The sequence below is a fragment of the Mycobacterium sp. MS1601 genome, from assembly GCF_001984215.1.
In the GTDB taxonomy this organism is placed as follows: Bacteria; Actinomycetota; Actinomycetes; order Mycobacteriales; family Mycobacteriaceae; genus Mycobacterium.
On sequence record NZ_CP019420.1, the window covers coordinates 6,203,193 to 6,221,626 of the forward strand.

16 protein-coding genes are annotated in these 18,434 nt (G+C 67.6%); 5 read left to right on the forward strand and 11 right to left on the reverse strand.

Going from position 1 to position 18,434, the window contains the following annotated elements; translation table 11 throughout:
- Positions 1-33 precede the first annotated feature (33 nt).
- Entirely contained in the window at positions 34-738 is a 705-nt protein-coding gene (locus BVC93_RS29645; RefSeq protein WP_083740518.1) for a PhzF family phenazine biosynthesis protein, read from the forward strand.
- Between the two features lie 25 nt (positions 739-763).
- Here the strand turns inward: BVC93_RS29645 and nrdR are convergent, their stop codons facing one another.
- Both nrdR and BVC93_RS29655 read right to left on the reverse strand, forming a co-directional pair.
- The gene (gene nrdR / locus BVC93_RS29650) at positions 764-1,231 is read right to left on the reverse strand and encodes a transcriptional regulator NrdR (RefSeq protein WP_083740519.1); all 468 of its coding nucleotides are present in this window, start codon (positions 1,229-1,231) and stop codon (positions 764-766) included.
- Between the two features lie 112 nt (positions 1,232-1,343).
- The gene (locus BVC93_RS29655) at positions 1,344-1,889 is read right to left on the reverse strand and encodes a LysM peptidoglycan-binding domain-containing protein (protein WP_442928995.1); all 546 of its coding nucleotides are present in this window, start codon (positions 1,887-1,889) and stop codon (positions 1,344-1,346) included.
- Positions 1,890-2,121: 232 nt separating this feature from the next.
- On the opposite strand from BVC93_RS29655, the gene lexA reads away from it, so the two are divergent.
- Positions 2,122-2,823 (forward strand): transcriptional repressor LexA, encoded by a 702-nt coding sequence (lexA, locus tag BVC93_RS29660; protein ID WP_083740520.1) that lies wholly within the window; start codon positions 2,122-2,124, stop codon positions 2,821-2,823.
- 38 nt (positions 2,824-2,861) lie between these two features.
- Here lexA and BVC93_RS29665 read toward each other — a convergent pair whose 3' ends face one another.
- Positions 2,862-5,192: an LGFP repeat-containing protein gene (locus BVC93_RS29665; RefSeq protein ID WP_442929115.1), complete on the reverse strand. Its 2,331-nt coding sequence runs from the start codon at positions 5,190-5,192 to the stop codon at positions 2,862-2,864.
- Between the two features lie 229 nt (positions 5,193-5,421).
- Positions 5,422-6,585, reverse strand: a complete 1,164-nt coding sequence (locus BVC93_RS29670) for an acyl-CoA dehydrogenase family protein (protein WP_083740522.1) — start codon at positions 6,583-6,585, stop codon at positions 5,422-5,424.
- A 113-nt stretch (positions 6,586-6,698) separates the two neighbouring features.
- Here BVC93_RS29670 and BVC93_RS29675 point away from each other — a divergent pair, with 113 nt between their 5' ends.
- Positions 6,699-8,996: a molybdopterin-dependent oxidoreductase gene (locus BVC93_RS29675; RefSeq protein ID WP_083740523.1), complete on the forward strand. Its 2,298-nt coding sequence runs from the start codon at positions 6,699-6,701 to the stop codon at positions 8,994-8,996.
- Here BVC93_RS29675 and hflX read toward each other — a convergent pair.
- The 5 genes from hflX to BVC93_RS29700 are packed head-to-tail and all read right to left on the reverse strand — an operon-like array spanning position 8,993 to position 13,803.
- A complete protein-coding gene (gene hflX / locus BVC93_RS29680) occupies positions 8,993-10,393 on the reverse strand; it encodes a GTPase HflX (RefSeq protein ID WP_083740524.1) in 1,401 nt (466 codons plus the stop codon). The two genes, BVC93_RS29675 and hflX, sit on opposite strands and share 4 nt — an antisense overlap.
- A gap of 45 nt (positions 10,394-10,438) precedes the next feature.
- Complete coding sequence (dapF, locus tag BVC93_RS29685; RefSeq protein WP_083740525.1) at positions 10,439-11,311, reverse strand: diaminopimelate epimerase; 873 nt, start codon at positions 11,309-11,311, stop codon at positions 10,439-10,441.
- A gap of 28 nt (positions 11,312-11,339) precedes the next feature.
- On the reverse strand, positions 11,340-12,260 hold the full coding sequence (gene miaA / locus BVC93_RS29690) for a tRNA (adenosine(37)-N6)-dimethylallyltransferase MiaA (protein WP_083741463.1): 921 nt from the start codon (positions 12,258-12,260) through the stop codon (positions 11,340-11,342).
- Positions 12,257-12,916 (reverse strand): hypothetical protein, encoded by a 660-nt coding sequence (locus BVC93_RS29695; protein ID WP_083740526.1) that lies wholly within the window; start codon positions 12,914-12,916, stop codon positions 12,257-12,259. The genes miaA and BVC93_RS29695 overlap by 4 nt, the downstream gene beginning before the upstream one ends.
- Before the next feature lie 11 nt (positions 12,917-12,927).
- Positions 12,928-13,803 (reverse strand): DMT family transporter, encoded by an 876-nt coding sequence (locus BVC93_RS29700; protein WP_083740527.1) that lies wholly within the window; start codon positions 13,801-13,803, stop codon positions 12,928-12,930.
- Positions 13,804-14,094: 291 nt separating this feature from the next.
- On the opposite strand from BVC93_RS29700, the gene BVC93_RS29705 reads away from it, so the two are divergent.
- Positions 14,095-15,384 (forward strand): DUF349 domain-containing protein, encoded by a 1,290-nt coding sequence (locus BVC93_RS29705; RefSeq protein ID WP_083740528.1) that lies wholly within the window; start codon positions 14,095-14,097, stop codon positions 15,382-15,384.
- 7 nt (positions 15,385-15,391) lie between these two features.
- On the opposite strand, the gene BVC93_RS29710 is transcribed toward BVC93_RS29705, so the two are convergent.
- Together BVC93_RS29710 and miaB are read right to left on the reverse strand one after the other, a co-directional pair.
- Positions 15,392-15,994: an Rv2732c family membrane protein gene (locus BVC93_RS29710; protein ID WP_157517142.1), complete on the reverse strand. Its 603-nt coding sequence runs from the start codon at positions 15,992-15,994 to the stop codon at positions 15,392-15,394.
- Positions 15,991-17,508 carry a tRNA (N6-isopentenyl adenosine(37)-C2)-methylthiotransferase MiaB gene (gene miaB / locus BVC93_RS29715; RefSeq protein WP_083740530.1) on the reverse strand — a complete coding sequence of 506 codons (1,518 nt, stop codon included), beginning with the start codon at positions 17,506-17,508 and terminating at the stop codon, positions 15,991-15,993. The genes BVC93_RS29710 and miaB overlap by 4 nt, the downstream gene beginning before the upstream one ends.
- A 175-nt stretch (positions 17,509-17,683) precedes the next feature.
- On the opposite strand from miaB, the gene BVC93_RS29720 reads away from it, so the two are divergent.
- Positions 17,684-18,412, forward strand: a complete 729-nt coding sequence (locus BVC93_RS29720) for an amino acid ABC transporter ATP-binding protein (protein WP_192860134.1) — start codon at positions 17,684-17,686, stop codon at positions 18,410-18,412.
- Positions 18,413-18,434 lie beyond the last annotated feature (22 nt).

An 18,434-nucleotide genomic window follows, 5' to 3' on the forward strand; every position in this document is an offset into this window, starting at 1 on the left:
GGAGAGCCCACCGGGGCCAAGTAGAGTCGACCCATGGGTATCGACGTGACTGTGCTGCGGGTGTTCACCGATGCGACCGGCAACTACGGAAACCCGCTCGGAGTGGTTGACGCCACTGCGGTGTCCCCGGAGAACCGTCAGCGGCTGGCCACCCAATTGGGTTACAGCGAAACAATTTTCATCGATCTCCCCGCTGCGGGCAGTAACACGGCCCACGCCACCATCTTCACCCCGGCCTCCGAGCTGCCGTTTGCCGGCCACCCCACCGTTGGTGCGTCGTGGTGGCTGCGCTCGCAGGGCACACCGGTGCACACTCTTCAGGTGCCCGCGGGCGTGGTGCAGGTCGAGTACGGCGTCCACGGCGATGACGAACTGACCGCCATCAGCGCCCGTGCCGAGTGGGCGCCGGAGTTCGCGATCCACGAACTGTCTTCGGTTGATGAGTTGGCCGCCGCTGATCCTGCCGACTACCCCGATGACGTCGAGCACTACCTGTGGACCTGGACCGACCGGGATGCAGGAGCACTGCGTTCGCGGATGTTCGCCATGGACCTCGGCATCGTGGAGGACGAAGCGACCGGTGCGGCCGCAGTGCGAATCACCGAGTTTCTAAGCCGCGATCTGAACATCACTCAGGGCAAGGGATCGCAGATCCAGACGCAGTGGACACCTGCCGGGTGGGTGCAGGTTGCCGGTCGCGTTGTCAGCGACGGCATCAACACCGTGGATCTGGACTGACCGTCGTGATCGACGGGGCTGGTTCTCACCGCTCGGCGGTGGCCACCTTGCGGTGTTCGCGTAGAGCGCGGATTTCCTGCTCGAAGTCCTCGGCCGAGGAGAACGACCGGTACACCGATGCGAACCGCAGATAAGCCACTTCGTCGAGCTCCCGCAGCGGGCCCAGGATGGCCAGACCCACCTCGTTGCTCGGAACTTCAGGCGATCCCGCCGCCCTGATGGTGTCCTCGACCTGCTGTGCCAGCAGGTTCAAGGCGTCGTCGTCGACCTGACGACCCTGACACGCCCGTCGCACCCCGCGCATCACCTTTTCGCGGGAGAACGGCTCGGTGACACCGCTGCGCTTGACCACCGCCAGCACCGCCGTCTCCACGGTGGTGAATCGACGTCCACATTCAGGACATGACCTGCGGCGCCGAATGGCTTGGCCCTCATCGGTTTCGCGGGAATCCACGACACGGGAATCCGGATGCCGGCAGAAAGGACAGTGCATCACCGCTCCTTCGCTGCACTCGAGACGTGTTACCCCCGCCTCAGAGAGTACCTGCGCCGCGCGGCGGCCAGCCAGCGCCGTCGCTATGGGCGTAACCGTCCAAGCCACGATGTCAGCCGACGGGAGCGATGAGCGTCTGCCCCGCGTTGACCGCCGCGCCGTCGAGCTGGTTGAGCTCGCGGATCTGCTGCACCGTCTGACCGATCGGGGCTTGCGGCGCGATCCGCGCGGCAACGGTCTGCAGCGTCTCCCCGGACTGGACCTGGACCACCGCCAGCTTGCTCGGTGTGGGTGCGGTGGCACCCTGGATGGCCTCGCCGAACTGCGCCACTGCGCCGAGCCACACGGTGATCATCGCGGCCAGCAGCGCGAGGCCGACCGTGGTGACGGGGGTGATGGTGCGGCCGCGGCGGTGTGGGGTGCGCGAGACCCGCACGCCGGTTCCGCGCTGACGCACCGCTGCGCCGGCAGGGCGGATCTCGGTGGGCCGGCGACGCCCCTGCGCACTGACGGGGCGGTACCGCAATGTCCTGGTATCGCTGACCGGCGACGGCTGGGCGAGACGGGGAGGCAGAGTGTCGATGAGGGTCATGTCGATTCCTTCCGGGAGTGTGGTGTAGCGACGGGTGAGGGTGCGAGGCCTGTCGAGCTGGGTCATCATTCGCTCCTGTGTTCGAATCTACTCGACCACATGTTCGATAAGATAGCGCCAGTACGAACATGTGATCGATTTGTAGCCGAACGATAAACCGGGGTACCGACAAAAACTTCTGGCCCAGCTGTCACACCGGCACCAGCAGCCCCCGAGCGCCCCGACCGCCGAGAAACAAGTCCGACACGCCTCGAACACATGTTTGATTCTGTTGGTCCGTGCGATTACATTCGGTGGCATGGGTGACAGCACCGACACAGACTCCGACGCGCGGGACGGCTGGCGCGAGACTCCTCTCGATCCATCGCTGACCGAACGTCAGCGCACCATCCTCGAGGTCATCCGCGCATCGGTGACCACCAGGGGATATCCCCCGAGCATCCGCGAGATCGGAGACGCCGTGGGCCTCACGTCCACGTCGTCGGTGGCACACCAGCTGCGCACGCTGGAACGCAAGGGCTATTTACGCCGGGATCCGAACCGCCCCCGCGCCGTCGACGTCCGAGGTGCCGATGAAACTACGGCTGCCGTCGTCACCGACGTGGCTGGATCGGATGCTCTTCCGGAGCCGACGTTCGTCCCGGTACTCGGGCGTATCGCGGCAGGCGGGCCGATCTTGGCCGAAGAAGCTGTGGAGGACGTCTTCCCACTGCCCCGCGAGCTGGTCGGCGAGGGTTCACTGTTCCTGTTGAAGGTCGTCGGCGAATCGATGGTCGACGCCGCGATCTGCGACGGCGACTGGGTGGTGGTCCGACAGCAGAATGTGGCGGACAACGGCGACATCGTGGCGGCGATGATCGACGGCGAGGCCACTGTGAAGACGTTCAAACGCACCAGCGGTCAGGTCTGGCTGATGCCGCACAACCCGGCGTTCGACCCGATTCCCGGTAATGACGCCGCCATCCTGGGCAAGATCGTCACCGTCATTCGCAAGATCTGACCCGGCCGCCATCCGTTGGCCGGCCGGTCAACGGATGGTCACTCGGCTCGGGTGAACCCGTTCGACTCCGCCAATTCCTCACTGGCGAACCAGATCTCGGCCACTGTCACGTCGTAGGAATCCGATCCGGGCGAGTGATAGGTTCCGGTGCGCATACTGCCCTTGATCGGGTAACCCTCGGGCGCCTCATCGGGATCAGCCAGCGGCAAATGAATGGCAGGTGGCGGCGACGAGAAGTCGGTGGGCGATGCAGCCGCCGTTCCCAGCTCTTCGGGTTGCGCGTAATCCTGTCGTGCGTATTCGGATTCGTCGTGTTCGGGTGCCTCGTCCTCCAGGTCAGCCTGCCCGGATTCGGCTTCGACGGGCTCCGCTTCGGCAGCCCCGGAGTACTCCGACTCCTCGTAGTCCGGATACTCCGGCCTGGAATAGCTCTCGTAGTACGAGCGGTCGTACTCGTCGTCGTCCTCCGCCGATTCCTCGACCGGGGCGGAAGCCGGCGGTGGCGGCGCACCGTACACAGGCGCGAACAACGAATTCGGTGCAGGTGGAACGTAATCCGCATCGGTCAGCCACGGTGGGCGCGACTCCTCGGCGGCAATTGCGGCATGCCGGCCTGACGAAGGCTCGTCGGGATCGGACTGCACCCGGGTGGGCGCGGTGTCGACGTCGTCGGGATCCTCCTCGTCGACCTCAAAATCCTCGGTTTCGTGCACACCGTGGTGGGTGAACAACGCAGGTCCGCTCACCGGGTCGGACTCCCCCGCCGCCGGCGCGCCGGACTCACCCCACGGTGTCGTCGAGGGTTCACGCTTGGACCACGGCGGTGGCTGCGCAGACAGATATTCGGTGTCATCGGTATCGGCACCGGTGTCGCCGAAGGCCGAAGGGCCGCTGATCTGAACCGGCGGCGCCGATGTCCAGGGCGCCCGCTCCTCGTCATCGCGTCCGTCGGGCACTGCATCGAACTCGCTGCGGTCGAAGCCACCGCGGTCGAAGTCGTCGCGGTCGTCGGCAGTAGCGGGGTCGTAACCGCCCTCCTGTGGGGCGAACGGATCGGTGTTGCGACGCTGCCGCGCCACCAGGAACCCGACCAGGCCCACCAGCACCAAGGCGACCACCGCGATGATCACCCACAGGTACCAGCTCTTCCAGCCCGATCCACTTTCGGCGCCGGAATCCTCGCCGGCGGCGGGTGCCGCCGGCGACGCCGACGTGGTGGGCGCGGGCGCCTGTGACAACTCCAGTCCGGAGAGCCGTTCGGCCAGCTCCGGCGGCTGCGTGCTGAACGTGTTGTTCGAGCTGTTGTAGGTGACCTGTCCGCCGCTGAAGTTCTGGGTGACGGTGTCCTCGCCGGTCTGATCGGCGATCGGCACTCCCAGGTCGCCGCCGCTGCCGCCGAGCTCATCCCAGGCAGCCTTCATGGGACCGCGAACGATCACCGCGCCGTGCTCCGGCGTCCACACGATGGCGGGTTCGCCGTCGGCCCCGAACACGCTGACCCGGCTGCCCGGCACGTCGCCGTCGGCTTCGTTGGCGACAGGGAAGCCCAGCTCACCGGTGGGGCCGCCCGCTTCCTCGTACTTCTCCAGGATGGAGCCGCTGACCACGTGGGCACCGGTGTCCGCGGAGTAGAAGATCTTGCCGCCGTTGAAGTCCTGACCCGCTCCGCCGTCGCCCACCGGGTACTGGTCACCGACCTTGGCGCCGAGCTGTCCGCCCGGACCGCCGGCGACGCGCCAGGCCTGGTTGATCGCCGTGGTGGCGTCATCGGGCAGCGGCAGATCAGCCAGCTGCCCAGCGAGTTCGGGCGGCGTGGTGGTGAAGGTCTTGGCGGCGGTGTCATAGGTGATCTGACCGCCGCTGAAGGTCTGCGAAATGGTTTCGCCGCTGTAGGTTTCGTCGCCGGTGGGGACGCCCAGTGGTCCAGACGATCCGCCGAGCCGGTCCCAGGCCGCGTTGATGACTCCGCGGACCACCCAGGCGCCGGTGGCCGGGGTCCAGAAGATCACTGCACCCTCGGGCGAGTCGAAGGTGACGTTGCGGCTCTCCGGCGCGCGGCCGGGACCCTCGTCGATGTTGGGGAAGCCCAGACCGCTGTCGGCGGGACCGCCCACCGCGCGGTACTTGTCGAGGATGGCCCCGAACATCGACCGTGCACCGCTGGTGGGCGAGAAGAACATGGCCCCGGTGGCGAAGTCCTGGCCGAAGCCGACACCCGCGGGGTAGATGGCGCCTACCTTGGGCCCCAGCGGCGAGGTGTCGCCGCCCGCAGCCACCCACGCCGCGTCGATGGCGGCGACAGCATCACCTTGCGGGTCGGCGTGCGCGACCGGCGCAGTGGGCACCACGAATGCGACGGCGGTACACATCACCGCCAGAACTCCGAATGCCCATCGCACTGGGTTTCGCTGCGTCGTCATGCCCACTCCCCGCGTTTACCGGCCACTGTCCGAAAATGCCGTTCCCGTCAACTCTCGGACAATAGCCGAGCGCGATATGGCCATTTCGCCGTCATTTTGACGACAATACCCACCTCATACCGAATTGACGGGAAGGCCGGAAGCGTTTTGCCCGCACGATGGTGTGGTATTTGACGAGTCAGACCCCCAGGCTGCGCCCGACGATCTCTTTCATGATCTCCGTGGTTCCGCCGTAGATGGTCTGCACACGGGCGTCGAGAAATGCGCGGGCAACGGTGTATTCACGCATGTATCCATAGCCCCCGTGCAATTGCAGACACCTGTCGATGAGACGCACCTGAGCCTCGGTGGTGTACCACTTCGCCATGGCGGCCTGGTCCACGGTCAGTTTCTCGTCGAGATGCAGACGGATGAACTCGTCGACCATGATCCGTACCGCGGTGGCCTCGGTGGCCAGCTCGGCGAGCACGAACCGGGAGTTCTGGAAGGACCCGATCGGTTTGCCGAAAGCCTTGCGCTCTTTGGTGTATTGAATGGTTTGCTCGAGCACCGACTCCATGGCGGCGGCGGCCATGATGGCGATGTTCAACCGCTCCTGCGGCAGGTTCTGCATCAGGTAGATGAAGCCCATGCCTTCTTCGCCCAGCAGGTTCTCGGCGGGCACCACCACATCGGTGAAGGACAACTCGGCGGTGTCCTGGGCATCCAGGCCGATCTTGTCGAGGTGCCGTCCGCGTTCGAAGCCCGGCATGCCGCGTTCGACGACCAGCAGCGAGAAGCCCTGCGCCCCCTTGCCGGGATCCGTCTGCGCCACGGTGATCACCAGGTCGGCATGAATGCCATTGGTGATGAACGTTTTCGAGCCGTTGAGCACCCAACTACCGTCACTCTGCTTGACCGCGCGGGTCTTGATGCCCTGCAGGTCGCTACCGGTGCCCGGTTCGGTCATGGCAATGGCGGTGATCAGTTCGCCGCTGCAGAACCCCGGGAACCAGCGCTGCTTCTGCTCGTCGGTGGCCAGCCGCAGCAGGTAGGGCGCCACCACATCGTTGTGCAGCCCGAATCCGATACCGCTGTAACGCCCGGCGGTGGTTTCCTCGGTCAGCACGGTGTTGTAGCGGAAGTCGTCGATACCACCGCCGCCGAACTCCTCGGGCATCGCCATACCGAGAAAGCCCTGCTTGCCGGCCTCGACCCAGACTTCGCGGTCGACGATCTTGTTCTTCTCCCACTCGTCGTGATACGGCGCGACGTGGCGCTCGAGGAAGGTGCGATACGACTCGCGAAACAGGTCGTGTTCGGGCTCGAACAGCGTGCGCTGGTACTTGACGGCACTACCCATGGTGGGAACCTCCAGGGTTCGGGTTTTTTGACAACGCGTCTTGCCGACGACGATATACCAACCGGGTGGTTGGTCGGCAAATGCGCGCGGACACACCTCGGTAAACTCCGCGCATGTCCTCTGCGAGCCTGACGCACTGGGGGGCCTTCCACGCAGACGTCGCCGACGGTGACATCACCTCCGTGCACGCGCCGGCCGACGACGTCAATCCCTCTCCCCTGCTCGGCAACCTCACCGGATCACTGCGGCACCGCGCCCGCGTCGCCGGACCCGCAATTCGCCGAGGCTGGCTCGAGAACGGGCCAGGGCCCACCGACCGGCGCGGCGCCGACGAGTTCGTCTCCGTGACCTGGGACGAGCTCACCGAACTGCTGGCCGGTGAGCTGCGCCGCGTGGTCGACACCTTCGGCAATGAGGCCATCTACGGCGGTTCCTACGGCTGGGCCAGTGCGGGCCGATTCCACCACGCCCAGAGCCAGGTGCACCGGTTCCTCAAACTGCTCGGCGGCTACACGTTTTCACGGCACTCCTACAGTCTGGGCGCCACCGGCGTCATCATGCCGCGTGTCGTGGGCACCCATGATGACTTGTTCAAGCGGTCCACCAGTTGGGATGTCATCGCCGAGCACACCGATCTGATGGTGTGCTTCGGCGGTATCGCGATGAAGAACACCGCCGTCAATCACGGTGGCACCACGGCGCATCCGGTGCGCGACGCACTGGCCCGGTTGCGGGGACGCGGCGGGCGGATCGTCTCCCTGTCCCCGCTGCGCGACGACGTCGACGGCGAGTGTGAATGGCTGTCACCGGTGCCAGGCACCGATGTGGCGATCATGCTGGGGCTTGCCCATGTCCTTGCCGTCGAATCGCTGGCCGACCGCGAGTTCCTGGACACCTACTGCGTCGGCTACCCCGTGTTCGAGCGGTATCTGCTCGGACTCGACGACGGGGTGCCCAAGTCACCGGAGTGGGCATCGGCGATCTGCGGTCTGTCGCCGGACACCCTGCGGCAGCTGGCGCGGCGGATGGCCGCCGGGCGCACCATCGTCACCGTCAGCTGGTCGCTGCAACGCGTCGAACACGGCGAGCAGGCGCCGTGGATGGGGCTGACGCTGGCAGCCATGCTGGGCCAGATCGGGCTCACCGGTGGGGGTTTCGGACACGGATACGGATCCATGAACGAGCCCGGCCTGCCGCCGGTGCGCTGTCCCCTGCCGACGTTCCCGCAGGGCCTCAACCCGATTCGGACGTTCATCCCGGTGGCCGCCGTCAGCGACATGCTGCTGCACCCCGGCGAGGAGTTCGAGTTCAACGGCCAGCGGCTGACCTTTCCCGACATCCGCTGCGTGTACTGGGCCGGCGGCAATCCCTTCCATCACCACCAGAATCTGGCCAGGTTCCGGCGGGCTCTGGCCCGGGTGGACACCGTGGTGGTGCACGACCCGTACTGGACGGCGATGGCCAAGCACGCCGACATCGTGGTGCCGTCGACCACTGCCTACGAACGTGACGACTTCTCCGGTTCCCGCAACGATCCGGTGCTGATGGCCATGCCTGCGCTGGCCCCGCCGTTTGCCCAGTCACGCAACGACTATCAGACGTTCGCGGTGCTGGCGGACAGGCTGGGCTTCGGTGAGCAGTTCACCGAGGGCCGCACCGAACGGCAGTGGCTGACACACCTCTACGAACAGTGGTCACAGAAACTGGACTTCGCCGTGCCGGGCTTCGACGAATTCTGGGCAGCAGGTTCACTGCGCCTGCCGGTCGAGGAAGGCCTGACCCTGTTGGCGGATTTCCGCGCCGACCCGGACACCCACCGCCTCGGCACCCCCAGTGGCCGTATCGAGATCTTCTCCGACACCATCGCCGGCTTCGGTTACGACGACTGCGTGGGCCACCCCAAGTGGTACACCCCGCAGGAGTGGCTGGGCGGCCCGCGCGCCACGAGCTATCCGTTGCATCTGATCGCCAACCAGCCGGCCACCCGGCTGCACAGCCAACTCGACACCGGCGCCACCAGCCAGGCCTCGAAGGTGCAGGGGCGCGAGCCCATCCGGATGAATCCCCGCGACGCCGCCGCGCGCGGCCTGAGCGCCGGTGACGTGGTCAAGGTGTTCAACGACCGCGGCAGTTGCCTGGCGGGTGTGGTTGTCGACGACGCGGTGCGTGCGGACGTGGTGCAGCTGTCGACGGGCGCATGGTACGACCCGCTGGATCCGTTGGACCCCGACACCATGTGTGTGCACGGGAATCCGAACGCACTGACGTCGGACCTCGGCACCTCCTCGCTGGCGCGGGGCTGCACGGGGGCGCACGTGCTGGTACAGGTGGAGAAGTTCACCGGGGCACTGCCCCCGGTGCGCGCGCACGAGCCGCCGGAGCTGACGCTGCCTCGGCCTCCGGCCAGCTAGCGCGTCGCGAACTCCCGTAGCCCGGCAGCAAGCCCGGCGGGTACAAAACCCTTGATGCGGGTACCGGATTCGGTGTGTTCGGCGGCGTCCACCCGGCCGTCGGTGTGCACCTTGGCCACCAGGTCGCCGCGATGGTACGGAATGGTGACGTCCACCGCGATGTCGGTCGGTTCCACCAACTCGCTGCACCGCTGCCGCAACCGGTCCAGCCCCTCGCCGGTGTGTGCCGAGACGAACACCGCCTCGGGCAGCGCGCGCCGCAGCTGTGCCAGCGCCAGATCATCTGCGGCATCGATCTTGTTGACCACCAGCAGTTCCGGCGGTCTGGTGCCGTTGCGGTCGGCCACCACGTCGTTGATCACCTGCCGCACCGCGCTGATCTGGGCCAGCGGGTTGGCGTCGGAGCCGTCGACGACGTGCACCAGCAACGCGGCGTCGATGACCTCCTCCAGCGTGGACTGGAACGCCTCGATCAGCTGCGTGGGCAAATGCCGTACGAATCCCACGGTGTCAGTGAGCACAAACGGGCGGCCGTCGTCGAACTGGCCGCGCCGGGTCGTGGGCTCGAGGGTGGCGAACAGGGCGTTCTCCACCAGCACACCGGCACCGGTCAGCGCGTTGAGCAGGCTGGACTTGCCTGCGTTGGTGTAGCCGACGATGGCCAGCTGTGGCACGTCACTGCGCACCCGCTCGCTGCGCTGGGTGTCGCGGATCTTCTTCATATCGCGAATCTCGCGGCGCAGCTTGGCCATTCGCTCGCGGATCCGGCGGCGGTCGGTTTCGATCTTGGTCTCACCGGGGCCGCGGGTGCCGACACCGCCACCGGCTCCACCGGCGCGGCCACCGGCCTGCCGGGACATGGACTCACCCCAACCGCGCAGCCGGGGCAGCATGTATTCCATCTGGGCGAAGGCGACCTGCGCCTTGCCTTCGCGGCTGGTGGCGTGCTGGGCGAAGATGTCCAAGATCAGCGCGGTGCGGTCGATGACCTTGACCTTGACGGCCTTCTCCAGCGCGTTGAGCTGGGCGGGTGAGAGCTCACCGTCGCAGATCACGGTGTCGGCACCGGTGGCGATGACCACCTCGCGCAGCTCCTGGGCCTTGCCGGACCCGATGTAGGTCGACGGGTCGGGTTTGTCGCGGCGCTGGATCAGGCCTTCGAGAACCTCGGATCCGGCGGTCTCGGCCAGCGCGGCCAGTTCGGCGAGGCTGGCGTCGGCGTCTGCGGCACTGCCGTCGGTCCAGACGCCCACCAACACCACCCGTTCCAGGCGGAGCTGGCGGTACTCGACCTCGGAGACGTCGGTGAGCTCGGTCGACAGCCCGTGTACACGGCGCAGCGCCACACGGTCTTCGAGGGCCAGTTCACCGGTGCTGGGAAATTGTGGTTGAGTCATAGGCGAATACAGATTCGCACGGAGTTCACTGTTCATGCACCTCGATTAACGCTGGACAGAACTCCACCATTCCTGTGACAGCTCGCCGTGGGCGACCAGTTCCGATGGTCCACGCAGGTAGCTGGTGGCCTCGGTGACGGTGACGACGACCTCGCCGCCGAGGACCTTGACGGTCAGCGCGCCGGTCTGCTCGCCGAGGTGATGCAGGGCAGCGACGGTGGCCGCCACGGTGCCGGTGCCGCACGAGCGGGTTTCACCGACCCCACGCTCGTGCACCCGCATGTTGACCGCACCGTCGGCCGGCGCGGTCAGGACCTCGATGTTGACGCCTTCGGGGAACTGCGCGGTGTCGAACTGCACGGGGGCGGCCACGTCGAGTGCGGCCAATCCGTCCGCACCGAGTTCGGGGTCGACGCAGGCCAGATGCGGGTTGCCGACGTCGACGGCCAGCCCGGTGACCCGGCGGCCACCCACCAGCGCACTACCCGCGCCGGTCTGGTTGGCCTTGCCCATCTCCACGGTGATGTCCGCGTGCAGGTCGCCGGCGCCGTGCACCACCACCGGGCGCGCTCCGGCCAGGGAACCCACTACGAACTCGTCACGAGACTCCAGACCGGTCGCCCGCAGATAGTGGCTGAACACCCGGACACCATTGCCGCACATCTGGGCCCGGGAGCCGTCGGCGTTGCGGTAGTCCATGAACCAGTCCGCCGCGGCCACCCCTTCCGGCAGACGTTCCAGGACACCTGCGTCCAGCAGGGCACCCGCGGTGGCCACCCTCAGCACCCCGTCCGCGCCGAGTCCGCGTCGCCGGTCGCACAGCGCCGCCACTGCGGCGGGCACCAGGTCCAGCTGGACATCGGGGTCGGGCAGCAGCACAAAGTCGTTCTCGGTCCCATGCCCTTTGACGAACGTCATCCCTGGCCCACCGGCGAACTCCACCTGATCAGGATACGTCGCGCCACGCCCGTAGCACCGCGTCCAGGTTGTCCTCGGCCGCGCCGTCGAGCCACCGCACCCGGTGGTCACGCCGAAACCAGGACCGTTGCCGTCGGACATAACGGCGCGTGCCGATGAACGTGAGTTCCCTGGCCTGGTCCATGGCGGCGGCATCGCCGCCGGCCTCCAGCGCATCGAGCACCTGTGCATACCCCAGCGCGCGGGCGGCGGTGACACCGTCGCGCAGTCCGACATCCAGCAGCCGCCGGACCTCACTGACCAGTCCACCGTCGAACATGGCGTCGGTGCGTTGTTGTAGGCGTGCATCCAGAAGTGCTGTGTCCCAATCCAACCCGATGATCACCGCGTCCCAGCGGGGCGCACCGATGGTGGGTGCCGACGCCGCGAACGGTCGCCCGGTCAGCTCGACCACCTCGAGTGCACGCACGATGCGTCTGCCGTCGGTCGGCAGGATGGCCGCGGCCGCGGCCGGATCCCGTCGACCGAGCTCGGCATGCAGCGCCGCCACTCCGATGTCGGCCAGTCGGGCCTCGAAGCGGCCCCGGACCTGCGGATCGGTCGCCGGAAAGGTCCAGTTGTCCAGTAGCGACTGGATGTAGAGCATGGACCCGCCGACGATCACCGGCACCGCCGAGCGTGCCGCGATGGCCTCGACGTCGGCGACGGCGGCCTCCTGGTACCGAGCCACCGTCGCGGTCTCGGTGACGTCGAGGACGTCGAGCTGATGGTGCGGGATGCCGCGCCGCTGCGGCACGGTCAGCTTGGCGGTGCCGATGTCCATACCGCGGTAGAACTGCATGGCGTCGGCATTGATCACCTCACCGCCGGTGCGTTCGGCGACCTGCAGTGCCAGCTCGGACTTCCCGGTGCCGGTGGGGCCGATGATCACAACGGGGCGCTGTGTCATGGCTGCCACACGCACACGGTGTACCCGACGCCGAACGGGGCGCCGCGATAGAACTCCCCGACGGACCGGGGTGTCGGCATCAGCCCGGCGAGCACCGCGAAGGCGGCCCGTCCCACCACGCCGTCGGGCAGAGCACTCAGCGCGGCGGTGTCTGCACTGCACAGAGCGTCGTCCAGGGCGGCTTGTACGCCTGTCGCGTCCGGATCGTGGCCTCCTGGCGCCGAAGGGGTCAAGGTGTTGCACCCGTCGGCGACCACCAGCAGCCCCACCGGTTCGTCATGGCTGTCGATATCGGCGCGCACCCGCAGCAGTGCGCCGGGAGCCGTTGTCACGGCATGGACCCGGGCCCGGGCATCGGGACGCACCTGCCCGCGCACCCAACCGGTGACCAGCGCACACAACGGCAGCTCGGCCTGCGTCGTGGCCTCTGGGCCCAACATGACCTCGACGTCCACGCCGTATCCGGCGAACGTCCCCGCCGCGTCCGGACCCCACACCTCGTCTCGGGCGCCCACTCCGACGGCGATCCAGGTCTGCGGCAGGGCCGCGGCTGCCGACAGGACGGCCTCCCGCAGGTCGGCGGTCTCGGCGGCGGCGCCGGCCAGTTCTGGCACCAGCAATGGAGCGGACGGGATGATCGACGCGGCCACCAACACAGGAGACAACGCTAACGCGCTGTCACATCGTGGTCTTCTGCGGCAGCCTCACCACGCGCCAGCATGGCCGTCGACACCACCATCACGCCGATGGCCGCGATCAGGACGAACATTCCCACCTCACCGGGGCGCAGCGTCTCCCCCAGCACAACGATGCCCAGGACCGAGGCCACCACAGGTTCGGTGACCGTCATCGTCGGCAACGTCGCCGTCAGTGCCCCGGCCCGGAACGACGACTGTTGCCATGCGGTGCCGGCGATGCCCACCGCGGCCCACACGTACAGCTCGGGTGAGCGCAGCAGCGCCACGATCCCGTCCCCCAGGACGTCCACCACACCCTTGAGCAGGACGGCGAACAGTCCCCACAGCGCTCCGGAGACCATGGCGAGCAGTACCGCGCTGACGGGTCCTGACCAGATTCGGGACCCGATGACGGCAAGCACCAGCAGCGGACCGAGCACGGCTGCCACCAGACCCCAGGTCTCCATCGAGGCGCGCGACTGTCCGGCGGTGGGGTTGCCAACCGTGACGATCACCACCACCGACGCCGCCAGCAGCGCTGCCCAGGTCCACTCCCAGCGGGTGACCCGGCGGTGAGCGGCGCGGGCATTGATCGGCAGTGCAAACAGCAGTGACGTCACCAACAGCGCCTGCACCAGCAGCACCGACCCCAGCCCCAAAGCTGCTGCCTGCAGCAGAAATCCGACCGCCGCGACCACACTGCCCAGCCACCACGCGCGGTCCTTGAGCAACCGCAGGAAAAGCCCGAGATGGCTGACGTTGTCCTCGGTCACCTCGTGCGCGGTGCGCTGGTGGATCACGTCACCCAAGGCGATGAACAGGGCGGCCCCCAGGGCGCACAGGGCGGCGAGATCCGCCTTGCCCATAGCCACGACCTCCCCATGTTGTGGCGCGCAACACGAACGTAGCGAAATCTGCGAGCCCGACCTGCTTGAATACCCTCTACGAAACAGTAGTAGCGTCCCGCCGAAGCCGGTGTACCGGCCGAAGCGAGATGGTGACCGATCAGGACAGGCGCCGCGGTGCGCGGCAGTGCGTGGGACCTCCACGTGACGGACAGGGGACCAAGTGACCACATCAGATTCGACTCCGGGCGACAGCGCAGTGCCTTCGGCCCCGAGCCACGCCCCGTCCCCGGGCCCACACCTGGTCCGAGAATGGGCGCCAAACCGGGCCCGCGCCCCGGCCCCAGACCCGCAGCCCCCGCTGCCGCGCCGCCGGTTCCTCCCGCCCTCCCGTCCAGCGATCCGCACCGGTTCGGCAGGGTCGACGACGACGGCACCGTCTGGCTGATCACCGCCTCCGGTGAACGGATGATCGGCTCCTGGCAAGCCGGTGACGCCGAGGCCGCCTACGAGCACTTCGGACGTCGGTACGACGATCTGTCGACCGAGGTGGCGCTGATGGAACATCGCCTGGAGTCCGGCACCGGTGACGCCCGCAAGATCAAGGCCGCCGCCGCGGCGCTCGCCGAGACTCTGCCCGAGGCGCATGTCCTCGGCGATGTCGATTCCCTGGCGGCCCGCCTCGACGCCATCGCGCAGCACGCCGAAGCGGCAGCCGTCGCCGAACGCACCCGCCGTGACGAGCACCGCGCCGAGCAGATCGCCCGCAAGGAGGCGCTGGCCGCCGAGGCCGAGGACCTGGCTGCCAACTCCACGCAGTGGAAGGCTGCCGGCGATCGGCTGCGCACCATCCTCGACGAGTGGAAGGGCATCTCGGGGCTGGACCGCAAGACCGACGACGCGCTGTGGAAGCGCTATTCAGCCGCCCGCGAGACGTTCAACCGGCGCCGCGGGTCACACTTCTCGGAGTTGGACAAGGAGCGCGCGGGCGCCAAGCAGGCCAAGGAGGCGCTGTGTGTGCGCGCCGAGGCGCTCACCGGGTCCACCGATTGGGGTGCCACCAGCGCCGCCTTCCGTGATCTGCTCACCGAGTGGAAGGCCGTGGGCCGGGCCAGCAAGGACGTCGACGATGCGCTGTGGCGGCGGTTCAAGGCCGCTCAGGACACGTTCTTCGCGGCGCGCAACTCGGTAACCGCCGAGCGTGATGCAGAGTTCGCGGCCAACGCCGATGCCAAGGAGGCGCTGCTGGCCGAGGCCGAGCGCATCGACACCTCCGACGCCGACGCCGCCCGCGCGGCGCTGCGCACCATCACCGACAAGTGGGACGAGATCGGCAAGGTCCCCCGTGAGCGCACCGACCTGGAGCGACGGCTGCGTGTGGTGGAGAAGAAGGTGCGCGACGCCGCCGACGCGGATCGCACCGACCCGGAGGCCGAGGCCAGGGCCGAGCAGTTCCGGGTACGCGCCGAGCAGTTCGAGAAGCAGGCCGCCAAAGCGGAGGCGGCGGGCAAGCGCAAGGACGCCGAGGCCGCACGGGCCAGCGCTGCGCAGTGGCGTCAGTGGGCCGAGACCGCCGCCGAGGCGGTGTCGAAAAAGCGCTAGACCGGCTCTAGTCCGCGGGCTTGTCCGGGGCCTGCACGTCGAACTGGTCGAGCAGGCTGCGGGACTGCTGTTGCGCTGCGGCGCGACGCCGATGTTCTTCGGCGGCCAGTTGCACCGCGGTGCGGGTCCACACCACCCGCACCCAGTGGAAGGCCAGCACGATCACGGTCAGCCAGGCCAGCACCAGCCCGATACCGGGCCCGGGCAGGTCGCCGGGAGCGGTCTGCCGCGACCAGATGGCCAGCATGCCGATGACGCAGGACACCGCGGTGCCCGCTGACGCCACCCAGGCCAGCGCCCAGCGTCGGGTCAGCAGCGCCAGCATCGAGAAGCCGACGCCGAACACCAGCGCCAGCCAGCAGAACACCCGCGACGGCAACGCGATCCCGGCTTCTGCGGCCTGCGGCGAGCTCAGCAGCACGTCCACACCGCGAGCGCCGCCGGTGTGCGACAGGAAGAACGTGCCGATCAGCACGAACACCAGCACTGCCACCACCAGGGCGCGGGCACCCGGCTCGATCTCGCGACCGACTTTGCGTTCGGCGGCTTCGATATCGGCTTTGAACTCGTCGAAGTGGTTGCCGTTGGGATTGTTGTTCGGGGCGGTCACAGCGAGCACCCTGTCACAGCGGGTTGCGGCGTCGGCGCACCGAACCCCGGCAGTCCCAGCCCGACGGTCTTCGGTTTGATGCCCGCCTCGTGGGCGTCCCCGGCGCGGGTGCGGCGGTGGGTCAGCACGGCGCCGTCGGCGATCAGGTGATGCGGGGCGGCCGAGGTCACGACCGTGGTGACCACGTCGCCGGGACGCACGTCGGCGCCACCGGGTGAGAAGTGCACCAGCCTGCCGTCTCGGGCGCGGCCGCTCATGCGGGCGGTGTGGGCGTCCTTGCGGCCCTCCCCCGCGGCCACCAGCAGTTCCACGAGCGTGCCGATCTGTGCGCGGTTCTCCTCCCAGGAGATCCGCTCCTGCAGTTCGATCAAACGGTCATACCGTTGCTGGACAACGGCTTTGGGCACCTGGTCGGCAAGCTCGGCGGCGGGGGTGCCGGGACGCTTGGAGTACTGGAACGTAAACGCACTGGCGAAGCGGGACCGCTCAACCACGTCCAGGGTGGCCTGGAAATCCTCTTCCGTCTCGCCGGGGAATCCGACGATCAGATCGGTGGTGATGGCTGCGTGCGGCATCGCGGCGCGCACCCGGTCGATGATGCCGAGGTAGCGCTCGGCACGGTAGGAGCGGCGCATGGCCTTGAGCATGCGGTCGGATCCGGACTGCAGCGGCATGTGCAGGGTCGGGCAGATGTTCGGCGTCTGGGCCATTGCCTCGATGACGTCATCGGTGAACTCCGCCGGGTGCGGTGAGGTGAACCGCACCCGCTCCAGACCGTCGATGCTGCCGCACGCCCGCAGCAGCGACGCGAAAGCACCACGGTCCCTGGGTGTTTCGGCGTCGACGAAGGACACGCCGTAGGCGTTGACGTTCTGTCCCAGCAGGGTCACCTCGAGCACGCCCTGGTCCACCAGCGCCTGCACCTCGGCCAGGATGTCACCTGGCCGACGGTCGACTTCCTTGCCCCGCAGCGAGGGCACGATGCAGAACGTGCAGGTGTTGTTACAGCCCACCGAGATGGAAACCCATGCGGCGTAGGCGGAATCACGGGCGGCGGGCAGGGTGGAGGGAAACTCTTTGAGTGCGTCGACGATCTCGACCTGCGCCGCCTGATTGTGGCGGGCCCGGTCCAGCAACGCGGGCAGTGACCCGATGTTGTGCGTGCCGAACACCACGTCGACATACGGCGCCTTGCGCAGCACCGCGTCCTTGTCCTTTTGCGCCAGGCATCCACCGACGGCGATCTGCATGCCGGGGTCGGACTGTTTGCGCGGCGCGAGGTGGCTGAGGTTGCCGTAGAGCTTGTTGTCGGCGTTTTCCCGCACCGCACAGGTGTTGAACACCACCACGTCGGCATCGGTGCCCTCGGCGGCCCGCCGGTATCCGGCGGATTCCAGCAGCCCGGCCAGGCGTTCGGAATCGTGGACGTTCATCTGGCAGCCGTAGGTGCGCACCTGGTAGGTACGCGCCGATGACACCGCAACTGGCTGCGCGTCGGCCACCGTCGAGTTCATCAGTCCATGGTATCGGCGCCAGAGGCTGCTCCAAATTCGCAGGCGACGCCGCTTTGGGAGCTGAGGATTCGCCCGGACCGCAGGCAAGCTGTGGGATTCCTGGGTATGGTTTCGACCCATGGGGTCTCCTGGGTCGGATGTAGATGCGCCTGCGCCGACCGGATCGGGCACGCCGATGATCGCCGTGACAGGCGTCAACAAGCACTTCGGCAGCCTGCACGTCCTCAAGGACATCAACCTCACAGTGCCGCGCGGTCAGGTGATCGTGGTGCTCGGCCCGTCGGGTTCCGGCAAGTCCACGTTGTGCAGGACCATCAACCGCTTGGAGACCATCGACTCCGGCAGCATCGCCATCGACGGTGAGGAACTGCCCGCCGAGGGCCGCAAGCTCGCACAGCTGCGTTCCGATGTCGGCATGGTGTTCCAGTCATTCAATCTCTTCGCGCACAAGACCATTCTGGAGAACGTGACGTTGGCACCGCTGAAGGTGCGCAAGGCCAGCAAGGACAAGGCCAGGACTGACGCCATGGCACTGCTGGAGCGGGTCGGGGTGGCCAACCAGGCCGACAAGTACCCCGCACAGCTCTCCGGCGGGCAGCAGCAGCGCGTCGCGATCGCCCGCTCGCTGGCGATGAACCCCAAGGTGATGCTGTTCGACGAGCCCACCAGCGCGCTGGATCCGGAGATGATCAACGAGGTGCTGGCGGTCATGACATCACTGGCCGGCGAGGGCATGACGATGGTGGTGGTCACCCACGAGATGGGCTTCGCGCGCCGCGCGGCCAATCGGGTGGTGTTCATGGCCGACGGCGCCATCGTCGAGGACGCCATTCCCGAGGAATTCTTCAACAACCCGAAAACGGATCGCGCCAAGGACTTCCTCGGCAAGATCCTGAATCACTAGCCGCCCGTCGAGAGGAAACCCA